The organism is Pseudomonas sp. BO3-4, from assembly GCF_034044115.1.
Lineage (GTDB): Bacteria > Pseudomonadota > Gammaproteobacteria > Pseudomonadales > Pseudomonadaceae > Aquipseudomonas > Aquipseudomonas alloputida.
In genome coordinates, this window is the sequence record NZ_CP139018.1 from 463,131 (window position 1) to 477,507 (window position 14,377).

Here is a 14,377-nt window from a genome sequence, read left to right on the forward strand (position 1 = left end):
ACACAGGTACGCGCCCTGTTGTAGGAGCGGGTTAACCCGCGAAGAGGCCCTTGAAATCAACATCATAGGTGGATCAATGACCGATCAACCCCTGGCCCTGAGCGTCGAACAAGGCCTGCACGCCGAGCAGGAACTGCTGGCCGCCGTCTGCCGCGGCGAACGCGAGAATGGTGTGCTGTTCTGGCGCCCCACCGACCACGCGCTGGTCATGCCTCGACGCATGAGCCGGCTGGGCAACTTCGAGGTCGCCTGCGCGGAATTGGCTATTGCTGGCTGGCCGGTGCTGCTGCGAGAAACTGGCGGTGAGCCGGTGCCTCAGTCGCATTCGACGGTGAACGTTGCACTGGTCTACGCCGCGCCGCGCAGTGAAGGCGACCACGGCCGTATCGAAAATGCCTACGAGCGCCTGTGTCTGCCGCTGTGCGATGTGCTGCGCGAGTGGGGCGGGGTGGCGTCAGTCGGGGAAATCGACGGGGCCTTCTGCGATGGCCGCTACAACGTCAACCTCAATGGCCGCAAATTGGTGGGTACCGCCCAGCGCTGGCGTCAGGGCCTGGGTGGCAAGCGCCCTGTGGTGCTGGTGCACGGTGCGCTGCTGCTGGACAACGAGCGTGAGTCGATGGTGGCGGCGGTCAACCGCTTCAACGAGTGCTGTGAGCTGGAGCAACGCTGTCGCGCCGATGCGCACATCGCCTTGCACGAAGTGGCGCCGGCAGCGCCCTGGTTCGAGCGCCTTTCGCAGGCCTACGCCAAGGTGCTGGCCGAGTTGCCCAAGGACTAGCGGGTACCGTGGACCACCATGGTCTTGCCCTTGACCTGCACCAGGCTGCGTTCCTCGAGGTCTTTGAGAACGCGGCCGACCATTTCCCGAGAGCAACCGACGATTCGGCCGATTTCCTGACGGGTAATCTTGATTTGCATGCCATCGGGGTGGGTCATGGCGTCGGGCTGCTTGCACAGTTCCAGCAGGCAACGGGCAACTCGCCCGGTCACGTCGAAAAATGCCAAATCGCCAACCTTGCGCGTAGTGTTGCGCAGGCGCTGGGCCATTTGACTGCCCAGGGCGTAGAGGATTTCAGGGTCCTGGCGCGCCAGTTCGCGAAACTTTTCGTAGCTGATTTCGGCCACTTCGCATTCGGTCTTGGCGCGTACCCAGGCACTGCGCTGCTGCTCGCCATCAACGGGCTCGAACAGGCCTAGCTCGCCAAAGAAATCGCCATTGTTGAGGTAGGCGATGATCATTTCATGGCCGTCGTCGTCCTCGATGAGGATGGTGACCGAACCCTTGATGATAAAAGACAGTGTCTCGGCCCGGTCGCCGGCGCAGATGATGTTGCTTTTGGCGGTGTAGCGGCGGCGCTGGCAGTGTACCAGCAGCTTGTCGATGTTCTTTATCTTGGCGGGTAGGGCGGAGGCAACCATCACGAAATCCTGTTCGATACGACGCATAGGCTTTTTATAGAGGTTGGCTGACGGAGAGCGCCAGTCATTTGGCGCCAGCTTATCAGACACTACGAGATGTTTCGGTACTAAACCGACACATCTCGTGCTTTTCCCACAGCCGCACAAGGTCTAAGCTGACACCCTTTTCCGAAAATCAGGAGTCCGGGTAGATGAAGGCACGTATCCAGTGGGCCGGTGAGGCAATGTTCCTCGGCGAATCGGGGAGCGGCCATGTCGTCGTAATGGACGGCCCGCCCGAGGCCGGCGGCCGCAACCTGGGCGTGCGACCGATGGAAATGCTGTTGCTGGGCCTGGGTGGCTGCAGCAGCTTTGACGTGGTGAGCATTCTGAAGAAGTCGCGCCAGGCAGTGGAAAGCTGTGAGGCATTTCTGGAGGCAGAGCGCGCCAGCGAAGACCCGAAGGTGTTCACCAAGATTCACATGAACTTCGTGGTGAAGGGGCGGGGGCTGAAAGAAGCGCAGGTCAAGCGGGCAGTGGAACTGTCGGCGGAAAAGTATTGCTCGGCTTCGATCATGCTCGAGCGTGCCGGGGTTGAGATTACCCATGGGTATGAAATCGTAGAGCTGGGTTAAGGCTGAGATTCCGGGGCCGCTTTGCAGCCCTTGTGGAAGCGGGTGAGCCCGCTCCCACCTGCGGCCCGGGCGAGCTTCAGTCGCGCAGGGCCGGAAGGGCCATCCGCAACCATTGCGGAAGACTGCTTCTTAGCGCCTGGCTCAACCGCTCCCGGCGCTTTTGGTAAACCAGGCCAAGCCAGATAACCCCCAGCCCGATCATGGTCAGCACCAACGGGAACAGCAACGACTGGGCAAACACCTCGTACGACAGATATCCCAGATAAGCCGCCACCCCCAGCGCACCAAACACCATGAACACCGGCCGACGCAGCAGCACCGCCATGCCCATCAGCGCAATGTTGATCAGGCAGTACATGGCCTTGCCCAACTCACTGCCGCTGTCCAGTAGCGTCAACCCGCCCCAGAACGCTGCCAGCCCGGCGAGGTAACCCCAACGGGCGTAGTCCTCACGTGTGCGGCCGTCTATCACGAGGAAAACCACCAGCAAGCCCAGCCCAAACCACAGGGAGACGTGGCGACGCTGCTCCCAACTGAACGGTGAGCCGAAGAACCACTCGCTAAGGTCCATCGACATGAACCACAAGGCCACGGCCATTGGCATGACGACGAACGGGTAGGGGATCAGTCGCAGCATTAGCAGCCCGGCAAGCACCGTGGCTGCTTCCATCGCCAGCCAGCCGCCTTGCACGTAGGTATAGTACTGGTGGTAGTCAGCCTGCGCATCGTCCAGTGGCCACCAGCCGAGCATGCGTTCGATAGCGAATACCGCCAGCGGCACGATGCTGACGGCTACTGCTGCCAGCACGCCAGCAGCGACGGGCTGGGCGCGGCGTTGCAGATTGAGGGCGAACAAGGTGATCAGCAGGATATAGAGGCTGGCGATGATCAACAGCGCGCCGTCACCGAGGCTCATCCAGGCCTCGGTGAGCAACCAGCCCATTGCCGCCATGATCAGCATGGCGCCAAAGTAGAAGGCAACATGGGCCAGCTGAAAGCTGCCACGTGGTGCGGGTTGCTGGCGCAGGAATGCCAACAGGCTTTGGTCCTGGCCTGGTTGGAGAATGCCTGCTTGCACGGCGCGCGCCAGGTCCTTGGCGTCGAATCGATCCGTCATGGTGATGCCTTCAGATGCGGTATGTGCTCTTGGTCATGACCTTGGCCAGCAAGCTCATGCCAAAGCGGACGGGGGCCGGGAAGCGATAACCACCGGCTTCCAGCGCAGACTCGGCGTGCTGCTCTTCGTCTATGCGCATCTGCTCGAGAATGGCCCGGGATTTTTCATCTTCGTGCGGGAGTTGCTCCAGGTGCTCGTCGAGGTGCTTGCACACCTGATGTTCGGTAGCGGCGACGAAGCCCAGGCTGACCTTGTCGCTGACCAGCCCGGCCAGTGCGCCAATGCCGAACGACATGCCGTAGAACAGAGGGTTGAGCACGCTCGGGTGGCTGTTCAGCTGGCGAATGCGCTGCTCGCACCAGGCCAGGTGGTCGATTTCTTCCTCAGCGGCATGCTCCATGGCCTTGCGCACTTCGGGCAGCTTGGCGGTCAGGGCCTGGCCTTGGTACAACGCCTGGGCGCAGACTTCACCGGTATGGTTGATGCGCATCAGCCCGGCAATATGGCGGGCCTGTTGCTCGTCCAGGTCAACGTCTGGCTGGACGATGGCCGGCGATGGCCGGGCAGGTTGGCCGCTGAAAGGCAGCAAGGTGCGCATGGCGGTATCGGCCTGCAGCAACAAGCGGTCGAGCGGCGAGTAGTGACGTTCGGTAGCCATCGGGCACCTCCGCAAGAATGTGCCCGACAGTTTACCGCAATAGCGGCGGGGTCGCTTGCCGTGGGTCAGCCCGGAGGCCAGTTCATCTGGCGCTGGCCAAGCACGTGCATATGGATGTGGTAGACAGTCTGGCCGCCTTTGGGGTTGCAGTTCATGACCACGCGGAAACCTTCCTCGCAGCCTTGTTCGACAGCCAGGCGCTGGGCGGTGAACAGGATGTGGCCAGCCAGGGCCTTGTCTTCTTCGGTCAGGTCATTGAGGGTGCGAATGTGCTTTTTCGGGATGACCAGAAAATGTACCGGTGCCGCGGGTGCAATGTCCTTGAAGGCCAGGATCTGGTCGTCTTCATAGATGATATCTGCCGGGATTTCCCGGTTGATGATTTTGAGGAATAGATCGTCCACAGCACTTGCTCCATGGTGAGGGTCGGGCCGAGTGTACTCAGCCGGGCGCCGCTCGCCCAGTGGCTATTCCATGCCTAAGGGGCAATAGCGGCGGTGGATGACCCCGGCCAGCTTGCGCACCAGCCAGCGCGGCAACAGCCGCGGTGCGAACGCCAGCCAGCGGTTGCGCCGGCCAGGCATGATCAGTGCGCGGTTCTTGTCCAGTGCCCGCACGGTGTACAGCGCCACTTCCTCGGGGCTGAGACAGCGCGGCTTGCCATCGAGCCGCGCAATGCGCCGGCGTGCGGAACGTACCGGGCCAGGGCACAGTACAGAGACCTTGATGCCGGTGCGCTTGAGTTCTTCGCGCAGGGCCTGTGAAAAGCTCAGCACATAGGCCTTGCTGGCGGCATAGGCGGCCATCCATGGGCCAGGCGCCACCCCGGCCAGGCCGGCGACGTTGAGAATCTGCCCGCCACCCTGCACAGCCATCAGGTTACCGATGGCGTGACACAGGCGGCTCAGGGCCAGCACGTTGACTTCCAGCAGATCCTGTTCGTCGGCCCATTCATGGGCCAGGAACGGCCCATAGGTGCGCAAGCCCGCGCAGTTGACCAGCAAATCGATACGCCGCTCACCTTCTTCCAGCTCTAGCACGAAGCCTGAAAGGCGCAACGGCTGGCTGAGGTCGCAGGCGCGGAACAGCACCTCGACACCGAAACGCTGGGTCAGCTCGATGGCGACAGGCTCCAGCGTTTCTCGTTGGCGTGCCACCAGGATCAGGTTGCGCCCGCGCCGTGCCAGCGCTTCCGCCAAGGCCAGGCCCAGGCCGCTGGAAGCACCAGTGATCATGGCGTAACGGGTCATGCAAGGCTCCTGGGGGCGGAAGAGGGCGCCTAGTGTACAACTTGCCCGTGCAAGGTGTTGCCTTTTGCTACAAGGCGCGGGCGCGCAAAACCTGGCAGCGTTCCAGGGCTTGTCGGTACTCGCCATGCAGGCGCTCGATCAATGCGCTGGCGCTGGGCAGGTCATGGATTGCACCGACGCCCTGGCCCGCTGACCATACGGTCTTCCAGGCCTTGGCTTCGTCATCGATCGGTTTGAGCTTGCCTTGCACCTGCCCCCCCTTGAGGGTGTTCATGTCGTAGCCGGCCTGCTCCAGGCTCTGGCGCAGGAAGCTGGCGGGGATGCCGGACACCACGGGTGTGTGGATGATGTCGGCGGCATGGGCGTTCAGCAGCATCTGTTTGTAGGCGCCCTGAGCCTGGCTTTCTGTGGTGGCGATGAAGCGCGTGCCCATGTACGCCAGGTCCGCCCCCAGCAGTTGTGCGGCCAGGATTTCGTGGCCGTGGTTAATGCAACCAGCCAGCAGCAGGGTCTTGTCGAAGAACTGGCGAATTTCTGCGGCCAGGGCGAACGGGCTCCAGGTGCCGGCATGGCCGCCTGCGCCTGCGGCGACGGCGATAAGGCCATCGACACCCGCTTCGGCGGCTTTTTCGGCATGCCGGCGGGTGGTGACATCGTGGAGCACCAGGCCGCCGTAGGCGTGTACGGCATCGACCACTTCCTTTACCGCCCCCAGGCTGGTGATAACGATTGGTACACGGTGTTCGACACACAAGGCCAAGTCGGCCTGCAGGCGCGGGTTGGTCGGGTGGACGATCAGGTTGACGGCGTAGGGCGCTGGCGCCTGCAGTTGAGCCAGGCCAGCCTCGATCTCTTCCAGCCAAGCCTTGAAGCCAGCGCTGTCGCGTTGGTTCAGGGCCGGGAAACTGCCAACCACGCCGCTGGCGCAGCAGGCCAGCACCAGTTGGGGGTTGGAGATGAGGAACATCGGCGCGGCAACCACGGGCAGCCGCAGGCGTTGTTCGAGCGAGGCAGGTAGCGACATGGCAAGGCTCCTTGAGCGGGTGGCTATGTCAGAACGGTTTCACCACCACCAGAATGACGATACCCAGCAGGATCAGCACGGGCACTTCGTTGAACCAGCGATAGTAGACGTGGCTGCGGGTGTTGGTGCCATTGGCGAAGCGTTTGCGCTGGGCACCGCACACGTGATGGTAGCCGGTCAGCAGGATCACCAGGGTGAGCTTGGCATGCAGCCACCCCTGGCTCAGCCAGCCGGGGGTGAGGTACAGCATCCAGGCGCCAAAAACGTAGGTGGCGATCATCGCCGGATTCATGATGCCGCGGTACAGCTTGCGCTCCATGGTCGCAAAGCGTTCCTGGCTGATGCTGTCCTGGCTCTGGGCGTGGTAGACGAACAGCCTGGGCAGGTAGAACAGGCCGGCGAACCAGCAGACCACGCTGACGATATGCAGCGCTTTGATCCATAGGTAAAGCATGGAGGGAGTTCCTTCAGGTAATCACGGTCGTCAGATAGTAGTGGTCAAGCGCCCGAAGGGTCACCCGAAGAGTTGTTACAGGCGCCCTGCGCCCCTATTATCGTGCGCTTTCCAGACGGCTCGTTGATAAGGGGCAAGCGTTATGATCAAGGTCGGTATCGTCGGCGGCACGGGTTACACCGGCGTCGAACTGTTGCGTCTGCTGGCACAGCATCCACAGGCCGAAGTGGCGGTCATTACTTCGCGCTCCGAGGCGGGCGTGGCGGTGGCGGACATGTACCCGAACCTGCGCGGCCACTATGACGGGTTGGCGTTCAGCGTGCCGGACAGCAAGGCTCTGGGGGCCTGCGACGTGGTGTTCTTCGCCACCCCGCATGGTGTTGCCCACGCCCTGGCCGGTGAGCTGCTGGCGGCCGGCACCAAGGTGATCGACCTGTCTGCCGACTTCCGCCTGCAGGATGCCGCCGAGTGGGGCAAATGGTATGGCCAGCCCCATGGCGCGCCAGAGCTGCTCAAGGACGCGGTATACGGCCTGCCAGAAGTGAACCGCGAGAAGATCCGCCAGGCGCGTCTGATCGCTGTGCCGGGTTGCTACCCGACTGCCACCCAGCTGGGCTTCCTGCCGCTGCTGGAAGCGGGCCTGGCCGACGCGTCGCGCCTGATCGCCGACTGCAAGTCGGGTGTCAGCGGTGCTGGCCGTGGCGCCGCGGTCGGTTCGCTGTTCTGCGAAGCCGGCGAGAGCATGAAGGCCTATGCAGTCAAGGGGCATCGTCACTTGCCAGAAATCAGCCAGGGCTTGCGCCTGGCCGCAGGCAAGGATATCGGCCTGACGTTCGTGCCGCACCTGACGCCGATGATCCGTGGTATCCACGCCACCCTGTACGCAAACGTGGTCGATACCTCGGTCGACCTGCAGGCGCTGTTCGAGAAACGCTACGCCGATGAACCGTTCGTCGACGTGATGCCAGCTGGCAGCCATCCGGAAACCCGCAGCGTGCGTGGTGCCAATGTCTGCCGCATTGCCGTTCATCGCCCGCAGGGTGGTGACCTGGTGGTGGTGCTGTCGGTGATCGACAACCTGGTCAAGGGCGCCTCCGGCCAGGCGGTGCAGAACCTCAACATCCTGTTCGGGCTGGATGAACGCATGGGCCTGTCCCATGCCGGCTTGCTGCCGTAAGGCCACCAGCATTGGAAAAGGCCCGCGTCGTGCGGGCCTTTTTGCAGGTCGCGACTAAAGCCGCACAATTCTTGACCGATTTTCTCGGGAAAGCGGATAATGCGCGTCATCGAGTTTTATGGCGGCTACCGCGCCGGGAGAATCAACATGAGCGTCGAAACCTTCACCCCTACCGGTCTGGAATTTACCCACGGGGCAGCCCAGAAGGTGAAGAACCTGGTCAATGAGGAAGGCAATGAGCGTCTGAAGCTGCGAGTGTTCGTTACCGGTGGCGGTTGCTCCGGCTTCCAGTACGGCTTCACCTTCGATGAAGACGTGGCCGAAGATGACACCATTGTCGAGCGCGAGGGCGTTTCCCTGGTGGTCGACCCGATGAGTTTCCAGTACCTGGCGGGTGCCGAAGTGGACTACCAGGAAGGCCTGGAAGGTTCGCGGTTCGTGATCAAGAACCCGAATGCCGCGACCACCTGCGGTTGCGGGTCGTCGTTCTCGATCTAAGGGCTGGGCATACGAAAACGCCGCGCAATTGCGCGGCGTTTTGCTTTCTGGCGTAGCGGCTATGCCGGGTAGATTGCGCCCAGTACGCGCAGGCCCTTGGCGGCAGTGACGCTGGGGCGGTTGGCGGCGATACCCTCCAGGCAGCAGTGAGCCAGCCAGGCGAAGGCCATGGCTTCGACCCAGTCCGGGTCTACGCCATAGGCGCCAGTGCTTGCAACACGGGCCGCCGGTAGCAGCTGGCCAAGACGGGCCATCAGCGCGCCGTTGCGGGCGCCCCCACCACAGACCAACAGCGCTTCGGTGCTTTGCTGGGCTTTGCCAAGCGAATCGATGATGCTGCGTGCGGTCAGCTCCAGCAGTGTCGCCTGCACGTCCTGGGCCCGGTATGCCGGCAGGTTGGCCAGGTGGCGATCCAGCCAAGGCAGGTTGAACACCTCGCGGCCGGTACTCTTGGGGCCGCTGCCGGCAAAGAACGGGTCAGCCATCAGTGCGCTGAGCAACCCGTGCTGAACCACACCCGAGGCAGCCCAGGCGCCATCTGCATCGTAGGCGTGGCCGTGCTCGCGCTCGATCCAGGCATCCAGCAGCACGTTCCCCGGGCCGCAATCGAACCCATGAACTGGCTTGTCCTGCTCGATCAGGCTGAGGTTGCTGAAACCGCCTACGTTGAGGATTGCCAGGCGTCGGCCAAGCTGGCTGAACAGGGTTTCGTGGAAGGCCGGTACCAGTGGCGCGCCCTGGCCTCCGGCAGCCACATCGCGACGGCGGAAGTCGGCGACCACGCTGATGCCTGTCAGCTCGGCGAGCAGTGCGGGGTTACCGATCTGCACAGTAAAGCCGCGGGACGGTTCATGGCGAATGGTCTGGCCGTGGCTGCCGATGGCGCGAATGGCTTCGGGCTTCAGTCCCTGGCGAGCCAGCAGTTGGTGGATACCTTCGCCGGCCAGGCTGGCCCAGCGGTTTTCCGCCAGTGCGGCACGGGCAATCTCGTCAGTGCCGCTGCTGCACAGGGCCAGCAGGTCCTTGCGCAGGTCCGGGGGCATGGGCAGGTAGTGGGTGGCGAGCAGTTCAAGCTGCTCGCCTTGTTCGATCAGGGCGATATCCAGGCCATCGAGGCTGGTACCGGACATCACCCCCAGGTAGAGCGCCATGGGTTAGCGCTTGTTCGCTGCGAGCAGGGTGGCCTTTTCCTGATCCATGCGGGCAATCAGCGGCTGGCTCTGCTGCAGGAAGCGCTGACGCTCGTTCTTGGCAATCGGGTCAGCCATTGGCACCTTCTGGCTCAGCGGGTCGACGTGCACGCCGTTGACCTGGAACTCGTAGTGCAGGTGTGGGCCGGTGGACAGGCCGGTAGTGCCGATGTAGCCAATGATCTGGCCCTGTTTGACCGTACTGCCGGTCTTGATGCCTTTGGCAAAGCCCTGCATGTGGCCATACAGCGTCTTGTAGCGGTTGCCATGCTGAATGATCACGGTATTGCCGTAGCCACCACGGCGCCCGGCCAGTTCGATGCGACCGTCACCGGCTGCCTTGATCGGCGTACCTCGTGGGGCCGCGTAGTCGACGCCTTTGTGGGCGCGGATCTTGTTCAGGATGGGGTGCTTGCGACCGGCGGAAAAGCGCGAGCTGATGCGGGCGAAGTCCACCGGGGTGCGGATGAATGCCTTGCGCAGGCTGTTGCCGTCGGCGGTGTAGTAGGTAGTGTTGCCCTGCTTGTTGGTGTAGCGCACGGCAGTGTAGGTTTTGCCGCGGTTGGTGAAGCGCGCAGAGAGGATGTTACCGGTGCCGACGACCTTGCCGTCCATCACCTTCTGTTCGTAGACCACGTCGAACTCGTCCCCTGGGCGAATATCCTGGGCGAAGTCGATGTCGTAACCCAGCACGCGGGCCATGTCCATGGTCATGCTGTGGGACAGGCCGGCGCGCTGGGCGGAAGCTGACAGCGAGCTCTTGATCACGCCGTGGGCATAGGCGGTGCGTATCACCGGCTTGCTGATTTCACGGTTGAATGTGTAGCCCTTGGCGGTTTTGGTCAGGCGAATGGTTTCGAGGTTGCTGACTTTGCTGTGCAGGCTGGCCAGCTGGCCATCCTTGTCGAGCTCGAACTGCAAGACCTGGCCGTGCTTGAGCTGGCTGAATTGCTTGGCCTGCTTGTTGCTGGCCAGCAAGTCATGCACAGCATTGGCGGGCAGGCCGACCTTGGCGAACAGGGTGGACAGGGTATCGCCGCGGGCCACGGTGACTTCGCGGTGGCCAGGCTCCTTGGCGGCCTCGGCAACCGGTTCGGCAGCCGGGGCCTGTTGATCGGCCTTCTGGGTTTCGGGGGTAGCCTCTTCGATCTGGGCGAAAGGCGAGCCTTGCTCACCTTCGCTTTGCACCAGGGGCGCAGCGCGGGATTCGTCTTTCAGCTGCTCGGCAGGGCTTTCGAGCTCGAGGTTGAGGGTAGTTTTCTTGGCTTCCACTTCGCTGGAAGGAAATACCAGCAAAGCCAGGCTGAGCAGGGCGGCGATGCCGCTGGCGGCCAACAGATGGCTCTTCGGATAAAGCGGGGGCGCTTTAGGCGGTTCGTTGGTCATGGGCAAGGTGACTTTGAAAAAGGTGAAATGGAAAAGATGAATGACATGATGAAGATGAAATAACTGTATAAAATATAACCAAATCCATTTTCACGCAAGGGCGCGTAGACGCCGCAAGCCTGTGTTCGGGTCACATTCCTTTGCGAAACTTGTATTTGACGGCCGATCTTGTATGGTTGGCTCCCCCTGAATCTGAGCCTTGCGGGTTTGTCTATGAAGTCGGTTGAAGAGCAGCTGGCGCTTATCAAGCGCGGTGCGGAAGAAGTACTGGTCGAGTCGGAACTGGTGGAGAAGCTCAAGCGCGGCCAACCTCTGCGCATCAAGGCCGGCTTCGACCCGACCGCTCCGGACCTGCACCTGGGTCACACGGTGCTGATCAACAAGCTGCGCCAGTTCCAGGATCTGGGCCACCAGGTCATCTTCCTGATCGGTGACTTCACCGGCATGATCGGTGACCCGAGTGGCAAGAGCGCCACGCGCCCGCCGCTGACCCGCGAACAGGTGCTGGAGAACGCCGAGACGTACAAGCAGCAGGTGTTCAAGATTCTTGACCCGGCCAAGACTGAAGTCGCGTTCAACTCCACGTGGATGGACAAGCTGACCCCTGCCGACTTCATTCGCCTGGCTTCGCAGTACACCGTCGCGCGCATGCTGGAGCGTGATGACTTCGACAAGCGTTACACCACCAATCAGCCGATTGCCATCCACGAGTTCCTCTACCCGCTGGTGCAAGGCTATGACTCGGTGGCGCTGAAGGCGGATGTTGAGCTGGGTGGTACCGACCAGAAGTTCAACCTGCTGATGGGGCGTGAACTGCAGCGGTCTTATGGGCAGGAAGCGCAGAACATCGTGACCATGCCACTGCTCGAAGGGCTCGACGGTGTGAAGAAGATGTCGAAGTCGCTGGGCAACTATGTCGGCATCCAGGAAGCGCCAGGGGTGATGTACAGCAAGCTGGTGTCGATCCCGGATACCCTGATGTGGCGTTACTTCGAGCTGCTGAGCTTCCGTTCGATGGAAGAAATCGAGCAGTTCCGGGCCGATGTTGCCAATGGCGCCAACCCACGTGACATCAAGATCAAGCTGGCGGAAGAAATTGTGGCGCGCTTCCACGGTGAGGAGGCTGCAGCCAATGCTCACCGTGCTGCCGGTAACCGTATGAAGGAAGGCGAGCTGCCGGAAGACTTGCCGGAGATCGAAGTGGCTGCGGCGGAAGACCTGCCAATTGCTGCGGTGTTGAATCGGGCTGGTCTGGTCAAGAACTCGGCTCAGGCGCGAGATTTGCTGAGTGGCGGCGCGGTGAAGGTTGATGGTGCAGTGGTCGACAAGGACTTCATGTTTGTCCTTGGTGCTACGCATGTGTGCCAGGCGGGCAAGAAGTCGTTTGGCCGGGTCACCCTCAAGGCAGAGTAATTGCCTGGATGGTTTAGCTATATAGAAGCGGGGAGGCCGATAGGCCTCCCCGCTTCGTTTTCAGCAATATTAAGGTTTCTTGAAATTAAAGGTTGACGCCCTCTCGAATCCCCTTATAATGCGCCCCACTTCCAGCGACATCGGAACGAAAAGCTCCTTGAGATTCAATGAGTTAAGTAGTGAGGGCAAAGGCTGGAAGGGCTACGATCGAATGATCGAAAGCGGTTGAAATGGTGGTTGACAGCGCTTCCAAGTGCTGTATGATTCGCCTCCCGCTACGAGAGATCGCAGCGAGCCAAGTGTTTGAAGCTAAACGAGTTTCTCGCAAAAAACTTCAAAATAAACGCTTGACAGGCTCTGAGGAAAGCGTAGAATGCGCGCCTCGGTTGAGACGAAAGGCTCTTAACCAAACGCTCTTTAACAAATCGAATCAAGCAATTCGTGTGGGTGCTTGTGAGTACGGACTGATAGTCAAAAAGATTATCAGCATCACAAGTGACCATGCGAGAAATCACATAGTCATTTGAGATTGCTGAGCCAAGTTTAGGGTTTCTTAAAAACCCAAGCAGTATTGAACTGAAGAGTTTGATCATGGCTCAGATTGAACGCTGGCGGCAGGCCTAACACATGCAAGTCGAGCGGATGACGGGAGCTTGCTCCTTGATTCAGCGGCGGACGGGTGAGTAATGCCTAGGAATCTGCCTGGTAGTGGGGGACAACGTTTCGAAAGGAACGCTAATACCGCATACGTCCTACGGGAGAAAGCAGGGGACCTTCGGGCCTTGCGCTATCAGATGAGCCTAGGTCGGATTAGCTAGTTGGTGGGGTAATGGCTCACCAAGGCGACGATCCGTAACTGGTCTGAGAGGATGATCAGTCACACTGGAACTGAGACACGGTCCAGACTCCTACGGGAGGCAGCAGTGGGGAATATTGGACAATGGGCGAAAGCCTGATCCAGCCATGCCGCGTGTGTGAAGAAGGTCTTCGGATTGTAAAGCACTTTAAGTTGGGAGGAAGGGCAGTAAGTTAATACCTTGCTGTTTTGACGTTACCGACAGAATAAGCACCGGCTAACTCTGTGCCAGCAGCCGCGGTAATACAGAGGGTGCAAGCGTTAATCGGAATTACTGGGCGTAAAGCGCGCGTAGGTGGTTTGTTAAGTTGGATGTGAAAGCCCCGGGCTCAACCTGGGAACTGCATCCAAAACTGGCAAGCTAGAGTACGGTAGAGGGTGGTGGAATTTCCTGTGTAGCGGTGAAATGCGTAGATATAGGAAGGAACACCAGTGGCGAAGGCGACCACCTGGACTGATACTGACACTGAGGTGCGAAAGCGTGGGGAGCAAACAGGATTAGATACCCTGGTAGTCCACGCCGTAAACGATGTCAACTAGCCGTTGGAATCCTTGAGATTTTAGTGGCGCAGCTAACGCATTAAGTTGACCGCCTGGGGAGTACGGCCGCAAGGTTAAAACTCAAATGAATTGACGGGGGCCCGCACAAGCGGTGGAGCATGTGGTTTAATTCGAAGCAACGCGAAGAACCTTACCAGGCCTTGACATGCAGAGAACTTTCCAGAGATGGATTGGTGCCTTCGGGAACTCTGACACAGGTGCTGCATGGCTGTCGTCAGCTCGTGTCGTGAGATGTTGGGTTAAGTCCCGTAACGAGCGCAACCCTTGTCCTTAGTTACCAGCACGTTATGGTGGGCACTCTAAGGAGACTGCCGGTGACAAACCGGAGGAAGGTGGGGATGACGTCAAGTCATCATGGCCCTTACGGCCTGGGCTACACACGTGCTACAATGGTCGGTACAGAGGGTTGCCAAGCCGCGAGGTGGAGCTAATCTCACAAAACCGATCGTAGTCCGGATCGCAGTCTGCAACTCGACTGCGTGAAGTCGGAATCGCTAGTAATCGCGAATCAGAATGTCGCGGTGAATACGTTCCCGGGCCTTGTACACACCGCCCGTCACACCATGGGAGTGGGTTGCACCAGAAGTAGCTAGTCTAACCTTCGGGAGGACGGTTACCACGGTGTGATTCATGACTGGGGTGAAGTCGTAACAAGGTAGCCGTAGGGGAACCTGCGGCTGGATCACCTCCTTAATCGACGACATCAGCCTGCTGATGAGCTCCCACACGAATTGCTTGATTCATTGTCGAAGACGAT

General features: G+C 60.6%; 14 protein-coding genes and 1 rRNA gene. 6 read left to right on the forward strand and 9 right to left on the reverse strand.

What is annotated here, in order from left to right:
- Nucleotides 1-76: 76 nt before the first annotated feature.
- Nucleotides 77-781 (forward strand): lipoate--protein ligase family protein, encoded by a 705-nt coding sequence (locus REH59_RS02025; RefSeq protein ID WP_003255526.1) that lies wholly within the window; start codon nucleotides 77-79, stop codon nucleotides 779-781.
- On the opposite strand, the gene crp is transcribed toward REH59_RS02025, so the two are convergent.
- A complete protein-coding gene (crp, locus tag REH59_RS02030) occupies nucleotides 778-1,422 on the reverse strand; it encodes a cAMP-activated global transcriptional regulator CRP (protein ID WP_003255524.1) in 645 nt (214 codons plus the stop codon). The genes REH59_RS02025 and crp overlap by 4 nt on opposite strands.
- Nucleotides 1,423-1,613: 191 nt before the next feature.
- Between crp and REH59_RS02035 the strand changes: the two genes are divergently transcribed.
- Nucleotides 1,614-2,036 carry an OsmC family protein gene (locus tag REH59_RS02035; protein ID WP_004376171.1) on the forward strand — a complete coding sequence of 141 codons (423 nt, stop codon included), beginning with the start codon at nucleotides 1,614-1,616 and terminating at the stop codon, nucleotides 2,034-2,036.
- A gap of 76 nt (nucleotides 2,037-2,112) precedes the next feature.
- Here the strand turns inward: REH59_RS02035 and REH59_RS02040 are convergent, their stop codons facing one another.
- The 6 genes from REH59_RS02040 to hemJ form a co-directional block, all read right to left on the reverse strand.
- Nucleotides 2,113-3,153 (reverse strand): hypothetical protein, encoded by a 1,041-nt coding sequence (locus REH59_RS02040; protein WP_003255522.1) that lies wholly within the window; start codon nucleotides 3,151-3,153, stop codon nucleotides 2,113-2,115.
- A 10-nt stretch (nucleotides 3,154-3,163) separates the two neighbouring features.
- Complete coding sequence (gene coq7 / locus REH59_RS02045) at nucleotides 3,164-3,811, reverse strand: 2-polyprenyl-3-methyl-6-methoxy-1,4-benzoquinone monooxygenase (RefSeq protein WP_003255520.1); 648 nt, start codon at nucleotides 3,809-3,811, stop codon at nucleotides 3,164-3,166.
- 65 nt (nucleotides 3,812-3,876) lie between these two features.
- Entirely contained in the window at nucleotides 3,877-4,215 is a 339-nt protein-coding gene (locus REH59_RS02050) for a histidine triad nucleotide-binding protein (RefSeq protein WP_003255518.1), read from the reverse strand.
- Nucleotides 4,216-4,278: 63 nt separating this feature from the next.
- Nucleotides 4,279-5,061 carry an SDR family NAD(P)-dependent oxidoreductase gene (locus REH59_RS02055; RefSeq protein WP_014861770.1) on the reverse strand — a complete coding sequence of 261 codons (783 nt, stop codon included), beginning with the start codon at nucleotides 5,059-5,061 and terminating at the stop codon, nucleotides 4,279-4,281.
- A gap of 67 nt (nucleotides 5,062-5,128) precedes the next feature.
- Nucleotides 5,129-6,085, reverse strand: a complete 957-nt coding sequence (locus REH59_RS02060; RefSeq protein ID WP_014861771.1) for an NAD(P)H-dependent flavin oxidoreductase — start codon at nucleotides 6,083-6,085, stop codon at nucleotides 5,129-5,131.
- A 28-nt stretch (nucleotides 6,086-6,113) separates the two neighbouring features.
- Complete coding sequence (gene hemJ, locus REH59_RS02065; protein WP_003255513.1) at nucleotides 6,114-6,539, reverse strand: protoporphyrinogen oxidase HemJ; 426 nt, start codon at nucleotides 6,537-6,539, stop codon at nucleotides 6,114-6,116.
- Nucleotides 6,540-6,681: 142 nt separating this feature from the next.
- Here hemJ and argC point away from each other — a divergent pair, with 142 nt between their 5' ends.
- Nucleotides 6,682-7,716, forward strand: coding sequence for an N-acetyl-gamma-glutamyl-phosphate reductase (argC, locus tag REH59_RS02070; protein WP_003255512.1), 1,035 nt, complete (start codon nucleotides 6,682-6,684; stop codon nucleotides 7,714-7,716).
- 147 nt (nucleotides 7,717-7,863) lie between these two features.
- Complete coding sequence (gene erpA / locus REH59_RS02075) at nucleotides 7,864-8,214, forward strand: iron-sulfur cluster insertion protein ErpA (RefSeq protein WP_003255511.1); 351 nt, start codon at nucleotides 7,864-7,866, stop codon at nucleotides 8,212-8,214.
- Between the two features lie 59 nt (nucleotides 8,215-8,273).
- Here the strand turns inward: erpA and REH59_RS02080 are convergent, their stop codons facing one another.
- The gene (locus tag REH59_RS02080) at nucleotides 8,274-9,365 is read right to left on the reverse strand and encodes an anhydro-N-acetylmuramic acid kinase (RefSeq protein WP_014861772.1); all 1,092 of its coding nucleotides are present in this window, start codon (nucleotides 9,363-9,365) and stop codon (nucleotides 8,274-8,276) included.
- 3 nt (nucleotides 9,366-9,368) lie between these two features.
- On the reverse strand, nucleotides 9,369-10,790 hold the full coding sequence (locus REH59_RS02085) for a peptidoglycan DD-metalloendopeptidase family protein (RefSeq protein ID WP_003255509.1): 1,422 nt from the start codon (nucleotides 10,788-10,790) through the stop codon (nucleotides 9,369-9,371).
- A 213-nt stretch (nucleotides 10,791-11,003) separates the two neighbouring features.
- Between REH59_RS02085 and tyrS the strand changes: the two genes are divergently transcribed.
- Together tyrS and REH59_RS02095 are read left to right on the forward strand one after the other, a co-directional pair.
- Nucleotides 11,004-12,203 carry a tyrosine--tRNA ligase gene (tyrS, locus tag REH59_RS02090; RefSeq protein WP_004574941.1) on the forward strand — a complete coding sequence of 400 codons (1,200 nt, stop codon included), beginning with the start codon at nucleotides 11,004-11,006 and terminating at the stop codon, nucleotides 12,201-12,203.
- A 573-nt stretch (nucleotides 12,204-12,776) separates the two neighbouring features.
- Nucleotides 12,777-14,313 (forward strand): 16S ribosomal RNA (locus tag REH59_RS02095).
- Nucleotides 14,314-14,377 lie beyond the last annotated feature (64 nt).